Consider the following 16,150-nt stretch of genomic DNA (forward strand, 5'->3'; position numbering starts at 1 on the left):
GACGAGCCGGAATCCGTTGTGGTGCTGGGTGATTAATTTCGACTCACCTGCGTGAGGGAGGGTTCGGCTATTGACGCTTACCCGCTGAGTACCGACACGGTACCGGCAGATCTGTTAGAGACGTAAACCTTACCTGTGAGGGGATCGACCGCAACGCCGACCGGACCATCGCCTACGGCGATGGTGGCAGTGACGGTGTTGGTGTTGGCGTTGATCACCGACACCGTGTCGCTGCCTGTGTTCGCGACAAACACATAGTCGCTGGCAGGGTTGACCGCCACCCCTTGCGGTACGGAGCCGACGGCGATGGGTGAGCCGGTGACGGTGTTGGTCACCGGATCGATCACCGACACCGTGCCACTGTTGAGGTTGGTGACGTAGACGTTGCCGCCGGGGTTGACCGCCACCCCCCACGGGGAGGCGCCGACGGCGATGGGTGATCCGGTGAGGGTGTTGGTCACCGGATTGATCACCGCCACCGTGCCACTGATGTTGTGGTTGGTGAGGTAGACGTTGCCGCCGGGGTTGACCGCCACCCCGGTCGGGCGGGAGCCGACGGCGATCGGTGATCCGATGACAGTGTTGGTCACCGGATCGATCACCGACACCGTGCCACTGAAGCTGTTGGCGACGTAGACGTTGCCGCCGGGGCTGACCGCCACCCCGCCCGGGACGGCGCCGACGGCGATCGGTGATCCGATGACGGTGTTGGTCACCGGATTGATCACTGACACCGTGTTACTGCCGTAGTTGGTGACGTAGATGTTGCCGCCGGGGTTGACCGCCACCCCGACCGGGCCGGAGCCGACGGCGATCGGTGATCCGGTGACGGTGTTGGTCACAGGATCGATCACTGACACCGTGTTACTGCCGTAGTTGGTGACGTAGACGTTGCCGCCGGGGTTGACCGCCACCCCCCATGGGCTGGCGCCAAGGCCAGTGATGGTGGCCACGCTGCCGGGTGCCCCGCCGGTGCCGCCGACTCCGCCTGCCCCACCGGAGATACCGGTAGCCAGGCTGCCAGCCCCGCCGGCACCGCCGGTGCCGCTGGCAAAACCCGCAAGAGCTGCGCCGCCGAGGCCGCCCTGGCCGCCCTGACCGCCGGTGCCCCCGATGCCGGCAGGACCCGCCGCGCCCACAGACCCGAACAACCCGCCGGCCCCGCCGGCCCCACCAAGGCCGCCCTGACCACCGCTGCCGCCGAGCTGGCCGGCACCGCCGGCCACCCCAAAAGTGGTGCTATTGGTCCCGGTGGCGCCGACCCCGCCCGTGCCGCCGTTACCGCCCCAACCACCTGCGCCGCCATCGCCCAATAGCAGGCCACCGCGGCCACCAGCGCCACCGGCGCCACCGGCACCACCAGTGCCACCACCGGCGGCGCCCACCACCCCGGAGGCGCCGTTGCCGCCGGCTCCGCCGTGACCGAACAACCCCGCAGACCCACCAGCACCCCCGGCCAGCCCCGAACCCGCCGGCGCGGAATACCCGGCGCCGCCGTTGCCATACAGCAATCCCCCGTCACGGCCGTTGGGGTCTGCGGCCGTCCCGTTGGCGCCATCACCGATCAGCGGACGCCCCAACAACATCGTGGTGGGGGTGTTGATCGCATCCAGAACGCTGTGCCCCCACCCTTGCAGCGGAAAGACGCTGGCAGCCTCCGCGGCGACGTAGGCGCCGCTGGCACCAGCGAGTGCGTGCACAAACTGCTCCTGAAACGCCGCCGCGTGCGCGCTCAGCACCTGATAACCCAGCCCATGAGTAGAAAACAGGGCCGCGACCGCCGCGGACACCTCATCCTGGGCCGCGGCCAGCAGGCCCGTCGTGGGCCCGATGGCCGCGGCATTGGCCGCGCCCACTGCCGCACCCACACCCGCCACATCGGACGCGGCCGCACTCAACCACTGCGGGATCACCACCACCGACATGAAATCCTCCGTTCACCGCGCCCAGTGCAGCTATGCCCCGCTCTGATGGAGACGAAAGAACCACCCGCAGAGCCAAGCCCGACAACCCCATCGGTGAGCCCGACACAGAAGAATTTCTCGGCCTGACGGCGCTGCGCCGTCGAGGCAGTCATCCCGACCTGCCACCAGTACCGCACATCGACGCACTCACCGCAGCCAGCCATCCGCCCGAAGACCCGGGCTGAACGGCATCCGGTAACCGGTGCACACAACACCCACTTCCGCGCAATCGTGCTGGCTCACCGCGGATTCTGGGCGGCCCCACCGCTACCGAACAAGACCGTTCTGCACAACAACAACATCAACGGCCGTGCATTCTGCACACCACCAACGCAGTCGCCCCGTGACTGCATCGGGTCGGCGGATGGACGGGAGAGCGTAGCGATCGAATCGTTCAATGGCAGCAGACTCGCACGCTCGTGGTGATAGGAGCCGATTCGCAAGCGCTGGTTCACTTTTCAACGATCCCTGCTCGCTCTGGCACGCCTTCGGTCCTTGGCTCGGTCAGCAGGATGGGATTGCGACGTTGGTAATGAGGGTGCGGAGTTCTGGCACGCTAGCGTCGAGTACGTGGGTTCTCACCAGGGCCGCCCGAAGCCCGGCCACGCCATGCCGAGGATCGTGATGCATTGCAGGAGCATGAATTCACGCTCGGCGACCGCTTCCCAGTGACAGAAAGGGCAGGTTGCCGTAGAGCGGTGTTGAGGGTCGTCACGACATGTGCGGCAGGTTCCCCCAGTTGACGCCCCAGGTGGCGATTTTGGTGCTGACGGACTGGGGGTGTTCGAAGCCTTCGAGTGTGGATGTGGCTGTGCCGCTGGCCATGTAAGGGCGCAATGTAACAGATCAGGGGCAGTTGACGGTGACCCCGAATGACACCGTCAGTTCTTGCCCGAAGTTGTCTACACCCGACTGGCAGCAACACCTACGTTGTAGGTGTTGCCACTGAGTCCCGGCGCTACCCGGAGGTGCCATTGGCCCCGCCGAATCCGATGAGCGAGCCGGCCTGACCGCCGGCACCGCCGTAACCAGAAATCATCCCGCCCAGGCCGCCGATGCCGCCGGCCCCACCGTTGCCGATCAGCATGCCGCCGGTACCGCCGTCACCCCCGTTCCCGCCAGTACTGTCGCCATAGCCGCCGGCGCCGCCGGCCCCACCGATGCTGAGCAGCCCCCCGCCGTTACCGCCGCCGCCGCCGTGCCCGCCGATGAAGGCGCTGGCTCCGCCGTCCCCACCAGCACCGCCGGCCGCCAACAGCCAGCCCTGCGCGTGACCGCCGGTTCCGCCGGTACCGCCTTGGGTCGTGCCGTACCCGCCCACACCGCCGACCCCGCCGGTGGTTTCCCACACATTGCCAGTGCCACCGTTACCGCCGGTTCCACCGATATCGCCGGCTCCGCCGCTGCCTCCGGCCCCGCCGGTAGCCCAGATCCCGCCAGACCCGCCGTTACCGCCGCCGCCGCCGACGCCCCCGGTGCCGATCCCGCCGGTATAGGTCCCGCCGGCCCCGCCGGCACCACCAGCACCCAGCCACAACCCCCCGGCGCCGCCGTCACCGCCACGCCCGGCACTGATGGCACCGGCCCCACCAGACCCGCCGAGACCGCCGTGACCCCACAACAATCCGCCAGCACCGCCGGCGCCACCATCACCCCCCGCGTCGAAGTCTGAGGACATCCCGGATCCGCCGTTGCCGCCGTTACCGATCAACCAGCCACCCGCCCCACCCGCAGCACCCGATCCGGGCGCGGCGTCTATCCCGTCCCCGATCAACGGCCGCCCAGTGGCATCGATGAACACGGTATTGACCGGGGCTAGCACCTGCTGGGTCACCTGCCACACCACCTGTTCCGGAGAAGTCCCCGCGCCCGCTCCCCACGCGGAAAGCCAGACCCGTTCACCGGCGCCCCCATTGCTGCCGGAGGCCGCTAAACCATTACCCCCGGCTCCACCAGCCCCGCCGACCCCGAGCAACCAGGCCCCGCCCCCGGTGCCGCCGTTGCCGCCGGTGCCTCCGTCAGCGACCTCACCGCCGAGACCGGCCGCGCCCCCGCCGGCACCGCCATGGCCGCCGCTACCGATCAGCCATCCACCGACCCCGCCGGCACCGCCGTTGCCACCCAGCGTGTCGCTGTAACCACCGACTCCGCCGGCGCCACCCAAACTGAACAAACTAAATCCCCCACCGCCGGCGCCGCCGTTACCACCGGCCACCGGCCCGTAACCGCCCCCGCCGCCGGTGCCGCCCGCGCTCTTGATCCATCCCTGCGCCCCACCCACACCACCATCGCCGCCGATGCTGTTGCCTACACCGCCGGCACCTCCTGCCCCACCCGTACTAAACAGCAGTCCTGCGGGGCCGCCGGCCCCCCCGGTGCCGCCGATCGTCCCGTACCCACCTGGCCCCCCAATCCCGCCCGACGACCACACACCGCCCGCACCCCCGGCACCCCCGGTGCCTCCGATCCCGATCCCTTCGGCGGTGTTGGCCCCGCCGGCACCCCCGGCGCCACCGGCACCCAACAGCCAGCCCCCCGTACCGCCAGCGCCACCCGCACCGGGCAGGATCCCGGCGCCGCCAGCACCACCAGCGCCGCCGATACCGGCCAGCAAACCTGCGGCGCCTCCGGCGCCTCCGCTCTGACCCGACCCCACCACATCGGAGGCACCCGAAGCACCCCTGCCACCATTGCCGATCAACCAGCCACCATCACCACCACGACCACCCGTGCCCGCGACCGCATCAACCCCATCACCGACCAACGGCCGCCCCGTCAACGCGCGCACCGGGTCACCGAACAACGCCTGCGGATCGGCCAACACCCCCGCCATCCGCTGCGGATCGCCCACCAACCCCGTGAGTTGCTCCACCCATCCCAACCCGGTGCCATTGACCGCCTCAGCACCCCCATAGGCCGTCGCTGCCGCCGCCAATAACCCGACAAACTGCTCTTCGAATACCGCTACCTGCCCACCGATCCGCTGCAATTCGCGTCCATAATCGGAAAACAACGCCGCAATGCTCGTCGACACCTCATCACCGGCCGCGGGCACAATCCCGGTCGTGGTCCCCGCCACCGCCCACCGCGCCACACCTAACGTCTGGCCAATACTGGCCACCTCACCCGCAGCCTGCACCAACACGTCGTTAACGGCCACAACAAAAGACATCACAAACCTCCACAAAAGTCGGGCCCCATGGAACGGGATGACGGGCCCCATGCACCGGGATGAATCGCCTCGGACCCCGAGATCAACGGATCTCGATACTTCAATGCACTAGTTTGAAACCTGTGGGGGGCCTCCTAAACCGCGCCAATAGATAAGGAAAAGTGCTCATCCACAACCGAATTCGGTGCACAGCCCGCTGACCAGAGGTTCACCGTCGACTCGAAACCGGGCGCGCGGACCGGTGCTGCCGAGCACGCCGCCAACGCCGATGTCCAAAGCTGGTCGACCCCCCAGCAGAGCAGTCGCGTCGGCGCAGTTTGGTGAGAAGCTTTCGAAAAGCCATACAGCGAAGGCTCTTTCGGTCGGGAGGCTCCGTGCCGTGACACTCACTCCCACCGGCTGCCAATACCGACCACCGGCGCACTCAGACATGCGCTAACCGACCCACGTACGAACAAGTCAACGGCCACGGCGCATTCTTAGCGCTACCACCACTACCAAAAAACATCGTTCTGCACACCAACCACGCCAACAGCCGTGCACTGTGCACAAACGAAGCGCACATCGAGTCAACGGCGTGGGTAGGCCGAAGGTCGGGCCCTGACCAATGTTGTCCCAGGGAGTGGTGAACTTCGGATCTGTCCTGGTTCACGCGTTGTACGGCCCGTCGTTCGTCCGCACCGAGGAGACGGCGTTCTGCACCTCTCCGGCGGCAGTTCCAGTGGCCTGGCTGACCGCGGCTGCTTGTGCGGGCAACCCGCTGGAATCGGTGGTGGATGCAGGGTCGGCAAACGGTGTCAGGGTGGTCGCGGCGGCTGATGACGCCGCATAGCCCTGCATGGCCGCGGTGTCCTGCGACCACATCTCGGCGTACTGGGTCTCTGTGAGTGCGATCAGCGGCGTGTTCTGGCCGAAGAAGTTGGTAGCTATCAGGGTCATCAGCAGGCTGCGGTTGGCCGCGACCACCGGTGGCGGCACGGTCTCGGCGAATGCGGTCTCGTATGCGACGGCCGCCGCTTTGGCCTGGTCAGCGGTGTGCTCGGCCTGCATCGCAGTGACTCTGAGCCACGCGATATAGGGGGCCGCCGCCGCTGCCATGGCCGCGGACGCTGGGCCGATCCACGGTCCGGCGGTCAAGGTCGTGACCACGGACTCGTAGGCACCGGCGGTGGAGTGGAGCTCGGCGGACAGCTCGTCCCACGCCACCGCGGCGGCCAGCATCGATCCAGAGCCGGGCCCGGCGTACATCAGCGCCGAGGTGACTTCCGGCGGCAACAACGCGAAGTCCATCACGCTTCCTCCGATCGGTGTGGTCGGCTGGCAGACGCACTCCGGTGGCACCAATCCAGCCCGGCTCCGAACCCCCGCAGGAGCCTATGAGCGGAAATCACCTCGTAGCGTTACACCAGAACAACATCTCGTTGCCTGCTGTTTGCACAGCCTTTACCAATAAAGCACATATTTGGCCCGCTACCGAAATGCCGGTCCACTGCATGCACGCGCGAAGCTATCGCTCGAATTCGAGATAGTGCCGGATCTCCTCGGCCGCCGCCTCCAGGTTTCGGGAGACCAGACCGCGTCCCAGCCACTCGCTCAGCCGGGCGATACCCAGACCGGTTGTGGAAAACGTCAAGGTCAGAGTGAGCCGGCTGCCGTCGTTGTCGGGTTCTACGAGCGCCGCAAACGAATGGCGCGTGCCCTGCACCGCTCGCCACTTCAACAGGCTGCCGGTCGGAGGTGTGATCAGCACGCGGCCACCGAGTTGGATGGTGCCACTGTCCATATAGACGTCCCACAATTCTCCGTCGTCACGCGCTTTGACGAAGCGGCACCGACTGAAGGTGGACACGTGGGGAAAAAGAGCGTGCGGGTCGGTGATGAAGGCGCCGCTCGTCTCGAGCGGGCAGTCGATATGGCGGGAGACGGTGACGGTTTGAGTCATGTCACCGGATCATCGGGACGATGGTCTTGCTGGCCAGCTTCGACAGCCCGACTTGCATGACGCTGGTGACGTAGGCCAGAGCGTGGTCCCAATCCGGATCCTCGCCGAATTTGGCGCGCACGTCGATCGGGTCGAGGACCTGCATGCGGATCTTGGCCGGAAGGGGAAAGTGCGGCAGCGGGAGCGGTGACAGTCCCCACGGGATGCTCAGGGTCATTGGCATGCTCTTGACTCGGGCGATCTTGTCCAGGCGCAACAGCTGCGCCGTGCGGCGGCCGTCATTGAGCACGATCAACGTGTCATGTCCACCCGTGGCCACCACCGGCACGATCTTCACATTGGACTTGTGGGCCAGTCGCAGGAATCCCTTGCGTCCCGAGAAAATGATCTTGTTGCGATCGCGCCACGGGCGCAGAGCCTCCACGTCGCCACCCGGGTAGACAAGCGCTGAGCCGCCGCTGTCGAAAATGCGCTCGGCAAAGGAATTGGCGGCAGGGACTACGCCGAGCTTCCGGGTCAGTCCGCCGATGACCGGCGCGGCGGTGACCGTGTCGTGTGCCAGCGCATAGAGCGGACGGCCCTCGACCGTGAAGTAGGTGTTGTAGGCCAGCAAAAAGATGAAGGTGTCCGGGGTTGCGCCGCCACCGCTGTGGTTGCCGACGAACAGCACCGGTTCATCGGGCACGTTCTCAAAGCCGTGTACCTCGGCTCGGAACCACACGGTCGAGGCCAACCAGAGCGGAGGCAGCACCGCGCGAATGAACTCCGGATCGCGATGGCGAAGTTCTTTGGGAAGTCGTTGCCGAGTCATCTCGATGAGACTAAACCGATTTGGCGCCATTTCACCGCAGGCTCCGCAAACGTGAACCCGGCCCGGCCCGAGCCCACGGAGAAGTCCGAGCGTGTGGGTTCGCGCTCGCGGCGGTGGTTGTCGTAGCTTGAGACGGGATTGTCCTAGCTTCGGCCGGTTCAGCAGAGCAGCCGGTGTAGAGCTCGAATCGGGAGCGACGTGCCCGTGTTGGAGCATCGGGGTACGCGCCTCCCGATCGGTCTGGGTTCGGTGCGCACCGTGACAGCGGGTGGCGGTGATCAATGGGGGTGCGTTTGCGTCGATTAGCTGATCGAACTATAATCTGGACACATGTCCAGTTTGCTGTCCCGTCGTTCGCGGGTGCGTTGACAGCAATGAGATTGGCGCCTTTGCGCGGTCGATCGCTGGCGGCGAAGGGTTGAGTATGCGAATTGCTCTGCTGTCCTACCGGAGTAAAGACCACTGCGGAGGGCAGGGTGTCTATGTGCGGCATCTCAGCCGCGGCCTGGTCGATCTGGGGCACGAGGTAGAGGTGTTCTCCGGTCAGCCGTATCCGGAGTTGCTGGACCCCCGGGTGCGCCTGACAAAAGTCCCAAGCCTCGATCTGTACCGCGAGCCGGACCCCTTCCGGGTGCCGCGGCCGAGCGAAATCCGCGATTCGATCGACGTGCTCGAACTGGCCACCATGTGGACGGCAGGGTTTCCCGAACCGCGCACCTTCACACTGCGGGCGGCGCGGCTGCTAGCCGATCGCGCGGGCGATTTCGACGTCGTACACGACAATCAGAGCCTGGGCACCGGGCTCCTCACCATCGCCGACGCCGGGATGCCCGTAGTGGCCACCGTGCACCATCCCATCACCCGCGACCGGCTGCTCGACCTTGCTGCCGCGCCTTGGTGGCGAAAGCCTTTGGTGCACAGATGGTATGGCTTCTCGCGAATGCAGAAGCAGGTGGCGCGCCAGATCCCCGACCTGCTGACGGTCTCGTCGTCTTCGGCTACCGACATCGTCTCGGACTTCGGGGTCTCCCCCGAGCAACTGCACGTGGTGCCGTTAGGGGTAAACACCGAACTGTTCAAGCCGGGGTCGTCGCCGCGGCAGCCCGGCCGGGTGATGGCGATAGCCAGCGCGGACACTCCGCTCAAGGGTGTCAGCACCTTGCTGCACGCGGTAGCCAAACTCCGCACCAGCCGCGATCTGGAGTTGCGGTTGGTCGCCAAAGTGGAAAGCAACGGTCCCACCCACAAGCTCATCGCCGAGCTGGGTATCTCCGACATCGTCCACATCGCCAGCGGCCTGCCCGACGCCGAGCTTGCCGCTCTGTTCGCATCGGCAGAGGTTGCGTGCATTCCTTCGTTGTACGAAGGCTTTTCGTTGCCGGCGGTGGAGGCGATGGCGAGCGGGACACCCATCGTCGCCAGCCGCGTCGGTGCGCTGCCCGAAGTCCTCGGCACCGATGGCGCGTGCGCCGAACTGGTGGCGCCCGCCGATGTGGACGCGCTGACCCATGCGATCGGGCAGCTTTTGGATTCACCGGACCGGCGCCGCAGCCTGGGCGAGGCGGGACGGCGGCGCGCGGTCAACGTCTTCAGCTGGGACGCGGTGGCCGCTCAAACCGTGCAGGTTTACCAGCAGGCGATCGAACGTCGTGCCCATGAGGGCGGACCGCGATGCTGACGGTTGATTTCGAGCGGCTGGGAATCGGGCCGGACACCAAGGTCATCGACGTGGGTTGTGGCGCCGGCCGGCATGCCTTCGAAGCGTATCGGCGCGGTGCGGATGTGGTGGCCTTCGACCAGGACGCCGCCGAGCTCCGTTCGGTGGACACCTTGCTGCGCGCGATGGCCGAGACTGGCGAGGCGCCACAAGCGGCTTCCGCGAAAGTGGTTCGTGGCGACGCGCTCAACCTGCCCTATGCCGACGAGACGTTCGACTGCGTGATCGCATCGGAGATCTTGGAGCACATACCCGAAGACGACGCCGCCATCGCCGAACTGATCCGGGTGCTCAAAGTCGGTGGGACACTGGCTGTCAGCGTGCCGCGGTGGCTTCCGGAGCAGGTGTGCTGGCTGCTGTCGGAGGAGTACCACAGCAATGAGGGCGGCCACGTCAGGATTTATCGGGCCAGTGCGCTGCGTGACAAAATCGCGGGTCGCGGAATGGAATTGACGCACACCCATCATGCGCACGCCCTGCACTCGCCATTCTGGTGGCTCAAATGCGCTGTGGGACCGTCGAACAACGATCACCCGGCGGTCACCGCCTACCACAAGCTGCTGGTGTGGGATCTGATGCAGCGACCCAAGATCACGCAACTGGCTGAGAATGTGCTGAATCCACTTGTCGGCAAGAGTGTCGCCATGTACTTCACCAAGCCGCAGTCGGTGCACAGCAATCCTGCGCAGGGGTATTCGGTTGCCTCGGGATAACGACGCGCCGGGTGTCGTCGGTGTGCTGACCCCCGAGCAGTGCCGGCAGACCGCTGTGTCGATCGCCGCCGCGCAGGAGCCCTCGGGAGCTATCCCCTGGTTTGCCGGAGGGCATACCGACCCGTGGGATCACGTGGAAAACGCCATGGCGCTCACCGCAGCGGGTTTACTGGAGCCGGCGCGCGCTGCGTTCGACTGGTGCCGCCGCACGCAGCGTCCGGACGGCTCCTGGCCGATCCAGATCCGGGCCGGCGTGGTCGAAGACGCCAACAGCGACAGCAACTTCTGCGCGTACATCGCCACCGGTGTGTGGCACCACGTCCTGGTGACCAGCGACCGCAGGTTCGCCGCCGCAATGTGGCCGGTAGTGCAGAAGGCGATCGACTTCGTCATCGACCTGCAGGTCGGTTACGGCGAGATCTGTTGGGCCCGAAGCGAAGCCGGGCCGCTGCCGGAGGCGCTGCTGACCGGCTGCGCCAGCATATTCCACAGCATCCGGTGCGCACTGGCACTGGCTGCTCTGATCGGAGAACCCCAGCCGGAGTGGGAACTGGCACTAGGCCGCCTGGGTCACGCGATCGTGGCCCATCCCGAGGCGTTCACTGAGAAGGACCGCTATTCGATGGATTGGTATTACCCGATCCTCGGAAGTGCGTTGCGCGGGCCGGTGGCTGCGGCGCGAATCCGCCAGCGCTGGGACGAATTCGTGGTGGGTGATCTCGGCATTCGTTGCGTAGTCGACCGGCCCTGGGTCACCGGTGCGGAAACCTGCGAATTGGTGATGGCGCTGGACGCGATCGGGCATCGGTCAGCAGCGCACCGGCAGTTCGGGGCAATGCAACACCTGCGCGAAGGTGACGGATCTTATTGGACTGGGCTGGTTTTCGCCGACGGGAAGCGGTGGCCAGAAGAGCGCACCACGTGGACCGGGGCGGCGATGATCCTTGCTGCCGATGCGTTGTCTGGAACAACGCCGGCCAGCGGGATATTCCGCGGGCACGCGCTGCCGGTGGGCCTGCAGACCGACTTCGACTGTGAATGCGTTACGGCCGGACCTGGGCGTTAGTCTCGACCGGTTCTCCGGCCTGGCCGGCCGTGCGTTCCAGCACCCGCAGCGACCCGGTTGCCCCGACCTCTTTGAATTGACCGGAAGCCAGTGCACGGCAATAGATCTGGTAGGGAGCGCGCCCCCCGTCGTTGGGGTCGGGGAACACATCGTGGATGACGAGACCGCCGCCGACCACCACCCATTTCGCCCATCCCTCGTAGTCGCGTGCAGCGGCAGCCTCGGTGTGACCGCCGTCGATAAACAGGAATTGCAGCGGCGCGGCCCAACCGCGGGCAACGATCGGCGATTTGCCGACGATAGCGACCACATGATCGTCAAGACCGGCGGCGTCCAAGGTGCGGCGGAACGTCGGTAATGTGTCGAAAAGCCCGGTTACCTCGTCGACAAGCGAGGTGTCGTGGAACTCCCACCCGGCCTGATGCTCTTCGGATCCGTGGTGATGGTCGATCGTGTAGAGCACGCTGGCGCTCTGTTGCGCGGCCGCCCCGAGTAGCAGTGCGGATTTGCCGCAGTACGTGCCGATCTCCACCCCTATTCCGCCGTCGAGATAGCGCCGCGCGGCGTCGTACAGCGCGTGTCCTTCATCGGCGGGCATGAACCCGCGCACCCGCTCGGCGAGCGCGAACAAACGCGCGGTGGAACCGGTGTCGTCATCGCTCATCATTGCAACTTATCCGGCACCCGCGAGATGCCGACAGCCTGGTCGCGGTACTTGCTGGCGCGGTGTCGGCAGAGGCCCTGCTGGACAGCCGTCCGGCTGTCCAGCAGGAACTCGCTCAGCCGTGCGGGGCTTCGGAGATCTTGCTGTCCGGCTTGCCCAGGGTCTGGCAGTAGGTCTGCGCCGACAGTCGGGTCGCGTTGATCTCCAAGGACGTCGGCTCGGCGCCGCTCTTGTCCTTGAGCATCTTGCTGACCTCTTCGCTCTGCTTCTTCTCGTCCTGTGTGGTGAAGTCTTTGCACTTGGTGTCGCCACCGGTATTGATCACCTTTGAAGCCGAACATCCGCTGAACATCAGTGCGGCAATGACAATCGCGGCAGGTGCGAGGGGTTTCATCACTAGCCCTTTCTACGGTCGGAGTCGTAGCTATCTATACACCGCAGCGCGCATTCCCAAACACGGTCGCAATTGCGGAGCGCGAGGCGAGCGGGGTTTATTTTTCCAGGGTGAACTGATTGACGTCTATATACCCGGTGCGGAAATGGTCAGCGCAGCCGGTCAGGTATTTCATGTACCGGTCATAGACCTCGTGGGACTGAATTGCGATCGCCTCGTCGCGTCGTGCCGCGAGGGCGGCCGCCCACAGGTCGAGGGTCTTGGCGTAGTGCTGTTGCAGCGACTGGCGTCTGGTCAGAGCGAAGCCCGCCGACTCCGAAAAGCCCGCCACCATATCGGTATCCGGTAACTGACCGCCCGGAAAGATCTCGGTGAGGATGAACTTCACGAACCGGATGTGGTTCATGGAGATGGGCAGACCGCTCTCGCTCAGCTGCTCGCGGGTCAACCCGGTGATGGTGTGCAGCAGCATCACTCCATCGGCCGGCAGCAGTTTGTAGGCCAGCGAAAAGAAATCCTCGTAGCGATCGCGGCCGAAGTGCTCGAACGCGCCGATCGACACAATGCGGTCCACCGGCTCGGTGAACTGTTCCCAGCCTTGCAGCAGTACCTGACGGCTCCGTGTGGTGTCCAAGGCGTCGAATGTCTGCTGCACGTGCGCGGCCTGGTTCTTGGACAGGGTCAGGCCGATCACGTTGACGTCGTATTTCTCTATCGCACGGCGCATGGTCGCGCCCCAACCGCAGCCGATGTCGAGCAGCGTCATACCCGGTTGCAGGCCCAGCTTGCCCAGCGACAGATCGATCTTGGCGATCTGGGCCTCTTCCAGCGTCATGTCGTCTCGCTCGAAGTACGCGCAGCTGTAGGTCTGGGTCGAGTCCAGGAACAGCCGGAAGAATTCGTCGGACAGGTCGTAGTGTGCCTGCACATCGTCAAAGTGCGGCTTCAAATCCTGAGACAAGCGGGTCGTGCCTTTCGTGGCGCCTGGGTTACGACTGCTAGCCGGCGTCGCTCACACCGGCGGGTAACTAGTTCCCCGTCGGTGCCGCACGAAACACCCGCTGCGTCACACCGCGGTGAGTTTCGGGACCGCGGCGGGTCAATCCATCGACCGGACACAGCGCAGAAGAAGGTGGACCCATGCTTGATGCCAAGCCTCCGATCGTTGATCAGCAGACCTGGCGCGCACAGCTCGATGAGCTGCGCAGCCGCGAGAAGGCTGCAACGCGGGAATTGGATGCGATCGCCGCCCAGCGTCGCCGACTACCGATGGTGCAGCTGCCCGCCTACACATTGACCGGCGCCGACGGCCCGGCGCCGCTGGCTGAGGTGTTCGGCGGGCGTTCGCAGCTGATCGTCTACCACCACATGTGGTCGCCCGGTGCGGAATGGCAGTGCAGCGGATGCACGGGGTTCACGTCGCAATTCACGCGGCTCGAGTTTCTCGACAATTACGACGCGCGATTCGTCATCGTCACCAACGGCCCGATCGACGAGGCGCTGGAATACCGGCGCAAGGTCGGCAATCGGATGGAATGGTATTCGTCATCGGACAGCTCCTTTGGCGCCGACATGGACGCACCGGCCGGCGGCGGCTTCGCGGTCAATGTGTTCTTGCGCGACGGTGACACGGTGTACCGGACATGGCACACTAACGGCCGCGGAACCGAGCAGCTCAGCCATTCTTTCGCGTTGATCGACATCCTGCCGTGGGGGCGGCAGGAGGAATGGCTCGATTCACCGCCCGGTTGGCCGTCGAGGCCCACCTACTCCGGGTGGTCCGGCTCGCCCGATATCGCCCGTGCCTACGGACCGAAAGGGAATGATGACTAGCGAATGCTTCACGGTCACCCGAACCATTCAGGCCCCGCCGACGGCAATTTTCGCGATTCTGGCCGACCCGACCCGGCATAGCGACACGGAGCCCACCGACTGGGTCCGCGACGCCGTGGACGGCGAACCACTCACGGGCGCCGGCCAGATTTTCGCCATGAATATGTATCTCGAAGCGGCCGGCGGTGATTACGTCACCTACAACCTGGTCACCGAGTTCGCCAAGGACAAGGTCATCGCCTGGATGCCCGGCCGGATGGACGATACCGGCAAGCATGCCGCCGGTGGCTGGTTCTGGCGCTATGAACTGGACCCCGACGGCGATCGCACCGACGTCACGCTGACGTATGACTGGACGGCCACCCCGCAGGAGTTCCGGGACCATATCGGCGGAATGCCGCCCTTTCCGCAGGAGTATCTGAGCGCTTCACTGGCCGGCCTGGAGCGCTCGGTCACGGGCTGACTCCGATTCGCTGCTCGAGTTCAGCGAAAGACCCACGCACCGCTTCGGGTTGCTCCATCCAGGGAAAGTGTCCCGCCTCAGGGATGACGCTCCACAGCACATTCTCGGTTTGAAAGGACGCTGTTCGCCACAACGATTGCGTGACGATCCGGTCTTCGGAGCCGCTGATGATCAGGGTTGGCAATGTCGACGGCCACCAGGCGAATTGGTAGTCGCGGTCGAAATGTTCTGCAGACCACTGCACCGCCGGGATGTTGTACGGCATGCGTCCCAGCAGCTCGGCGCCGGCGGCGACCGTGGCAGCGAGGAAATTCCACGGGGCGGATTGCACCGCCACCTCGCGCAGATTCTCCCGGGTGGGGTCCTTCGCGTAACGGGCGGTGGCGGCTTCGACGCCCGGCAGCGGATTATCGGCGGTCATCCGGTCGTAGAGCGGCATCCAGGATGCGTCGGGGGCGGTGCTGATCAACACCAGGCCATGAAGCACTTCGGCAAGAGCCGGCGTCGACAGCAGATATTCACCCCCGGTCGAATGCCCCACATAGATCGGGCGTTCGACGGCGCGCGACGCCTCGGCCAGCACCTCTGGCCACAGGCTGTAGGGATCGGCCGGTGCGCCGGGGGCATCGACGTTGGAACCGTCGCCCGGTAGGTCGACCAACCACGAGCATCCCGATACCGCGACCGCGTCGACAAGTTCCTGCAAGCTCTCCGAGCCGATCCCCGGGCCGCCGGGCAGGAAGAGCCAATTGGCGTCACCGCTGCGACGCCGGTACAGGCGCATGCGCACCCCGGACGCCGTCCACCGAACGTGCTCTGTCGTCATGGCCTCTGTCAGGTTGTGGGGCGAATCCACGGGTGCAAACTCGGCCCGAGATTACCCGCGTTCCTGTGCGCAAAGTCTTGACTGACTCCAGATAAGTGCGGAGTATGAGCATGTGTCCTCGGACCACGCCGAGCAGTTACGAATGGCCGATTTGCGGGTAACGCGGCCACGAATTGCAGTGATGGAGGCTGTTCATGCGCATCCTCACGCCGACACCGACACGATCTTCTCCGCGGTGCGACTCGGTCTGCCCGATGTGTCGCGACAAGCCGTCTACGACGTGCTGAATGCATTGACCGCGGCCGGCCTGGTACGGCGAATTCAACCATCCGGTCTGGTCGCGCGTTACGAATCGCGCGTCGGCGACAACCATCATCACGTCGTCTGCCGGTCCTGCGGGGTCATCGCCGACGTCGATTGTGCGGTCGGAGATACGCCGTGCCTAACGCCGTTGGACGACGGCAACGTGTTGGATGGGTTCGTCCTCGACGAGGCCGAAGTCATCTACTGGGGCTTCTGCCCTGACTGCTCAAGTACTGATTCCTGATCACAACCGTGATCACAGCCCGTTTCAGATAACCCGGA

At 65.5% G+C, this 16,150-nt stretch carries 15 protein-coding genes and 1 pseudogene; 7 read left to right on the forward strand and 9 right to left on the reverse strand.

Going from position 1 to position 16,150, the window contains the following annotated elements:
• Positions 1–77: 77 nt before the first annotated feature.
• Positions 78–1,925 (reverse strand): PE domain-containing protein, encoded by a 1,848-nt coding sequence (locus QXH22_RS30545; RefSeq protein ID WP_371934264.1) that lies wholly within the window; start codon positions 1,923–1,925, stop codon positions 78–80.
• A gap of 32 nt (positions 1,926–1,957) precedes the next feature.
• Here QXH22_RS30545 and QXH22_RS20070 point away from each other — a divergent pair, with 32 nt between their 5' ends.
• On the forward strand, positions 1,958–2,149 hold the full coding sequence (locus tag QXH22_RS20070) for a hypothetical protein (RefSeq protein WP_306240236.1): 192 nt from the start codon (positions 1,958–1,960) through the stop codon (positions 2,147–2,149).
• 773 nt (positions 2,150–2,922) lie between these two features.
• Here QXH22_RS20070 and QXH22_RS20075 read toward each other — a convergent pair.
• The 4 genes and pseudogenes from QXH22_RS20075 to QXH22_RS20090 form a co-directional block, all read right to left on the reverse strand.
• Positions 2,923–5,136 (reverse strand): PE family protein, encoded by a 2,214-nt coding sequence (locus tag QXH22_RS20075; RefSeq protein ID WP_306240237.1) that lies wholly within the window; start codon positions 5,134–5,136, stop codon positions 2,923–2,925.
• Between the two features lie 684 nt (positions 5,137–5,820).
• Positions 5,821–6,426: pseudogene (locus QXH22_RS20080) on the reverse strand (PPE family protein); the annotation flags it as partial.
• Between the two features lie 217 nt (positions 6,427–6,643).
• Positions 6,644–7,078: an SRPBCC family protein gene (locus QXH22_RS20085; protein WP_306240261.1), complete on the reverse strand. Its 435-nt coding sequence runs from the start codon at positions 7,076–7,078 to the stop codon at positions 6,644–6,646.
• A gap of 1 nt (position 7,079) precedes the next feature.
• Positions 7,080–7,889 carry a lysophospholipid acyltransferase family protein gene (locus tag QXH22_RS20090; RefSeq protein WP_306240262.1) on the reverse strand — a complete coding sequence of 270 codons (810 nt, stop codon included), beginning with the start codon at positions 7,887–7,889 and terminating at the stop codon, positions 7,080–7,082.
• A gap of 424 nt (positions 7,890–8,313) precedes the next feature.
• Between QXH22_RS20090 and QXH22_RS20095 the strand changes: the two genes are divergently transcribed.
• From QXH22_RS20095 to QXH22_RS20105, 3 genes are read left to right on the forward strand one after another with little or no spacing between them, the layout of a single operon-like run.
• Positions 8,314–9,567: a glycosyltransferase family 4 protein gene (locus tag QXH22_RS20095; RefSeq protein WP_306240263.1), complete on the forward strand. Its 1,254-nt coding sequence runs from the start codon at positions 8,314–8,316 to the stop codon at positions 9,565–9,567.
• A complete protein-coding gene (locus QXH22_RS20100; RefSeq protein ID WP_306240264.1) occupies positions 9,561–10,319 on the forward strand; it encodes a class I SAM-dependent methyltransferase in 759 nt (252 codons plus the stop codon). Before QXH22_RS20095 ends, QXH22_RS20100 begins: the two co-directional genes overlap by 7 nt.
• A 22-nt stretch (positions 10,320–10,341) precedes the next feature.
• Positions 10,342–11,385 carry a prenyltransferase gene (locus QXH22_RS20105; protein WP_306244172.1) on the forward strand — a complete coding sequence of 348 codons (1,044 nt, stop codon included), beginning with the start codon at positions 10,342–10,344 and terminating at the stop codon, positions 11,383–11,385.
• Here the strand turns inward: QXH22_RS20105 and QXH22_RS20110 are convergent.
• From QXH22_RS20110 to QXH22_RS20120, 3 genes are all read right to left on the reverse strand, one after another.
• The gene (locus QXH22_RS20110) at positions 11,363–12,049 is read right to left on the reverse strand and encodes a class I SAM-dependent methyltransferase (RefSeq protein WP_306240265.1); all 687 of its coding nucleotides are present in this window, start codon (positions 12,047–12,049) and stop codon (positions 11,363–11,365) included. The genes QXH22_RS20105 and QXH22_RS20110 overlap by 23 nt on opposite strands.
• A gap of 115 nt (positions 12,050–12,164) precedes the next feature.
• Positions 12,165–12,443 carry a hypothetical protein gene (locus QXH22_RS20115; protein ID WP_306240266.1) on the reverse strand — a complete coding sequence of 93 codons (279 nt, stop codon included), beginning with the start codon at positions 12,441–12,443 and terminating at the stop codon, positions 12,165–12,167.
• 97 nt (positions 12,444–12,540) lie between these two features.
• A complete protein-coding gene (locus QXH22_RS20120; RefSeq protein WP_306240267.1) occupies positions 12,541–13,404 on the reverse strand; it encodes a cyclopropane mycolic acid synthase family methyltransferase in 864 nt (287 codons plus the stop codon).
• A 179-nt stretch (positions 13,405–13,583) separates the two neighbouring features.
• Here QXH22_RS20120 and QXH22_RS20125 point away from each other — a divergent pair, with 179 nt between their 5' ends.
• Together QXH22_RS20125 and QXH22_RS20130 are read left to right on the forward strand one after the other, a co-directional pair.
• Complete coding sequence (locus tag QXH22_RS20125) at positions 13,584–14,276, forward strand: DUF899 family protein (protein ID WP_306276755.1); 693 nt, start codon at positions 13,584–13,586, stop codon at positions 14,274–14,276.
• A complete protein-coding gene (locus tag QXH22_RS20130; RefSeq protein WP_306276756.1) occupies positions 14,266–14,739 on the forward strand; it encodes an SRPBCC family protein in 474 nt (157 codons plus the stop codon). The genes QXH22_RS20125 and QXH22_RS20130 overlap by 11 nt, the downstream gene beginning before the upstream one ends.
• On the opposite strand, the gene QXH22_RS20135 is transcribed toward QXH22_RS20130, so the two are convergent.
• Positions 14,729–15,565 (reverse strand): alpha/beta fold hydrolase, encoded by an 837-nt coding sequence (locus QXH22_RS20135; protein WP_306240270.1) that lies wholly within the window; start codon positions 15,563–15,565, stop codon positions 14,729–14,731. The two genes, QXH22_RS20130 and QXH22_RS20135, sit on opposite strands and share 11 nt — an antisense overlap.
• A 142-nt stretch (positions 15,566–15,707) precedes the next feature.
• On the opposite strand from QXH22_RS20135, the gene QXH22_RS20140 reads away from it, so the two are divergent.
• Positions 15,708–16,112, forward strand: a complete 405-nt coding sequence (locus QXH22_RS20140; RefSeq protein WP_371934265.1) for a Fur family transcriptional regulator — start codon at positions 15,708–15,710, stop codon at positions 16,110–16,112.
• The last annotated feature ends 38 nt before the right edge of the window (positions 16,113–16,150 follow it).

The sequence above is a fragment of the Mycobacterium sp. TY814 genome (assembly GCF_030755175.1).
Classification (GTDB): Bacteria; Actinomycetota; Actinomycetes; order Mycobacteriales; family Mycobacteriaceae; genus Mycobacterium.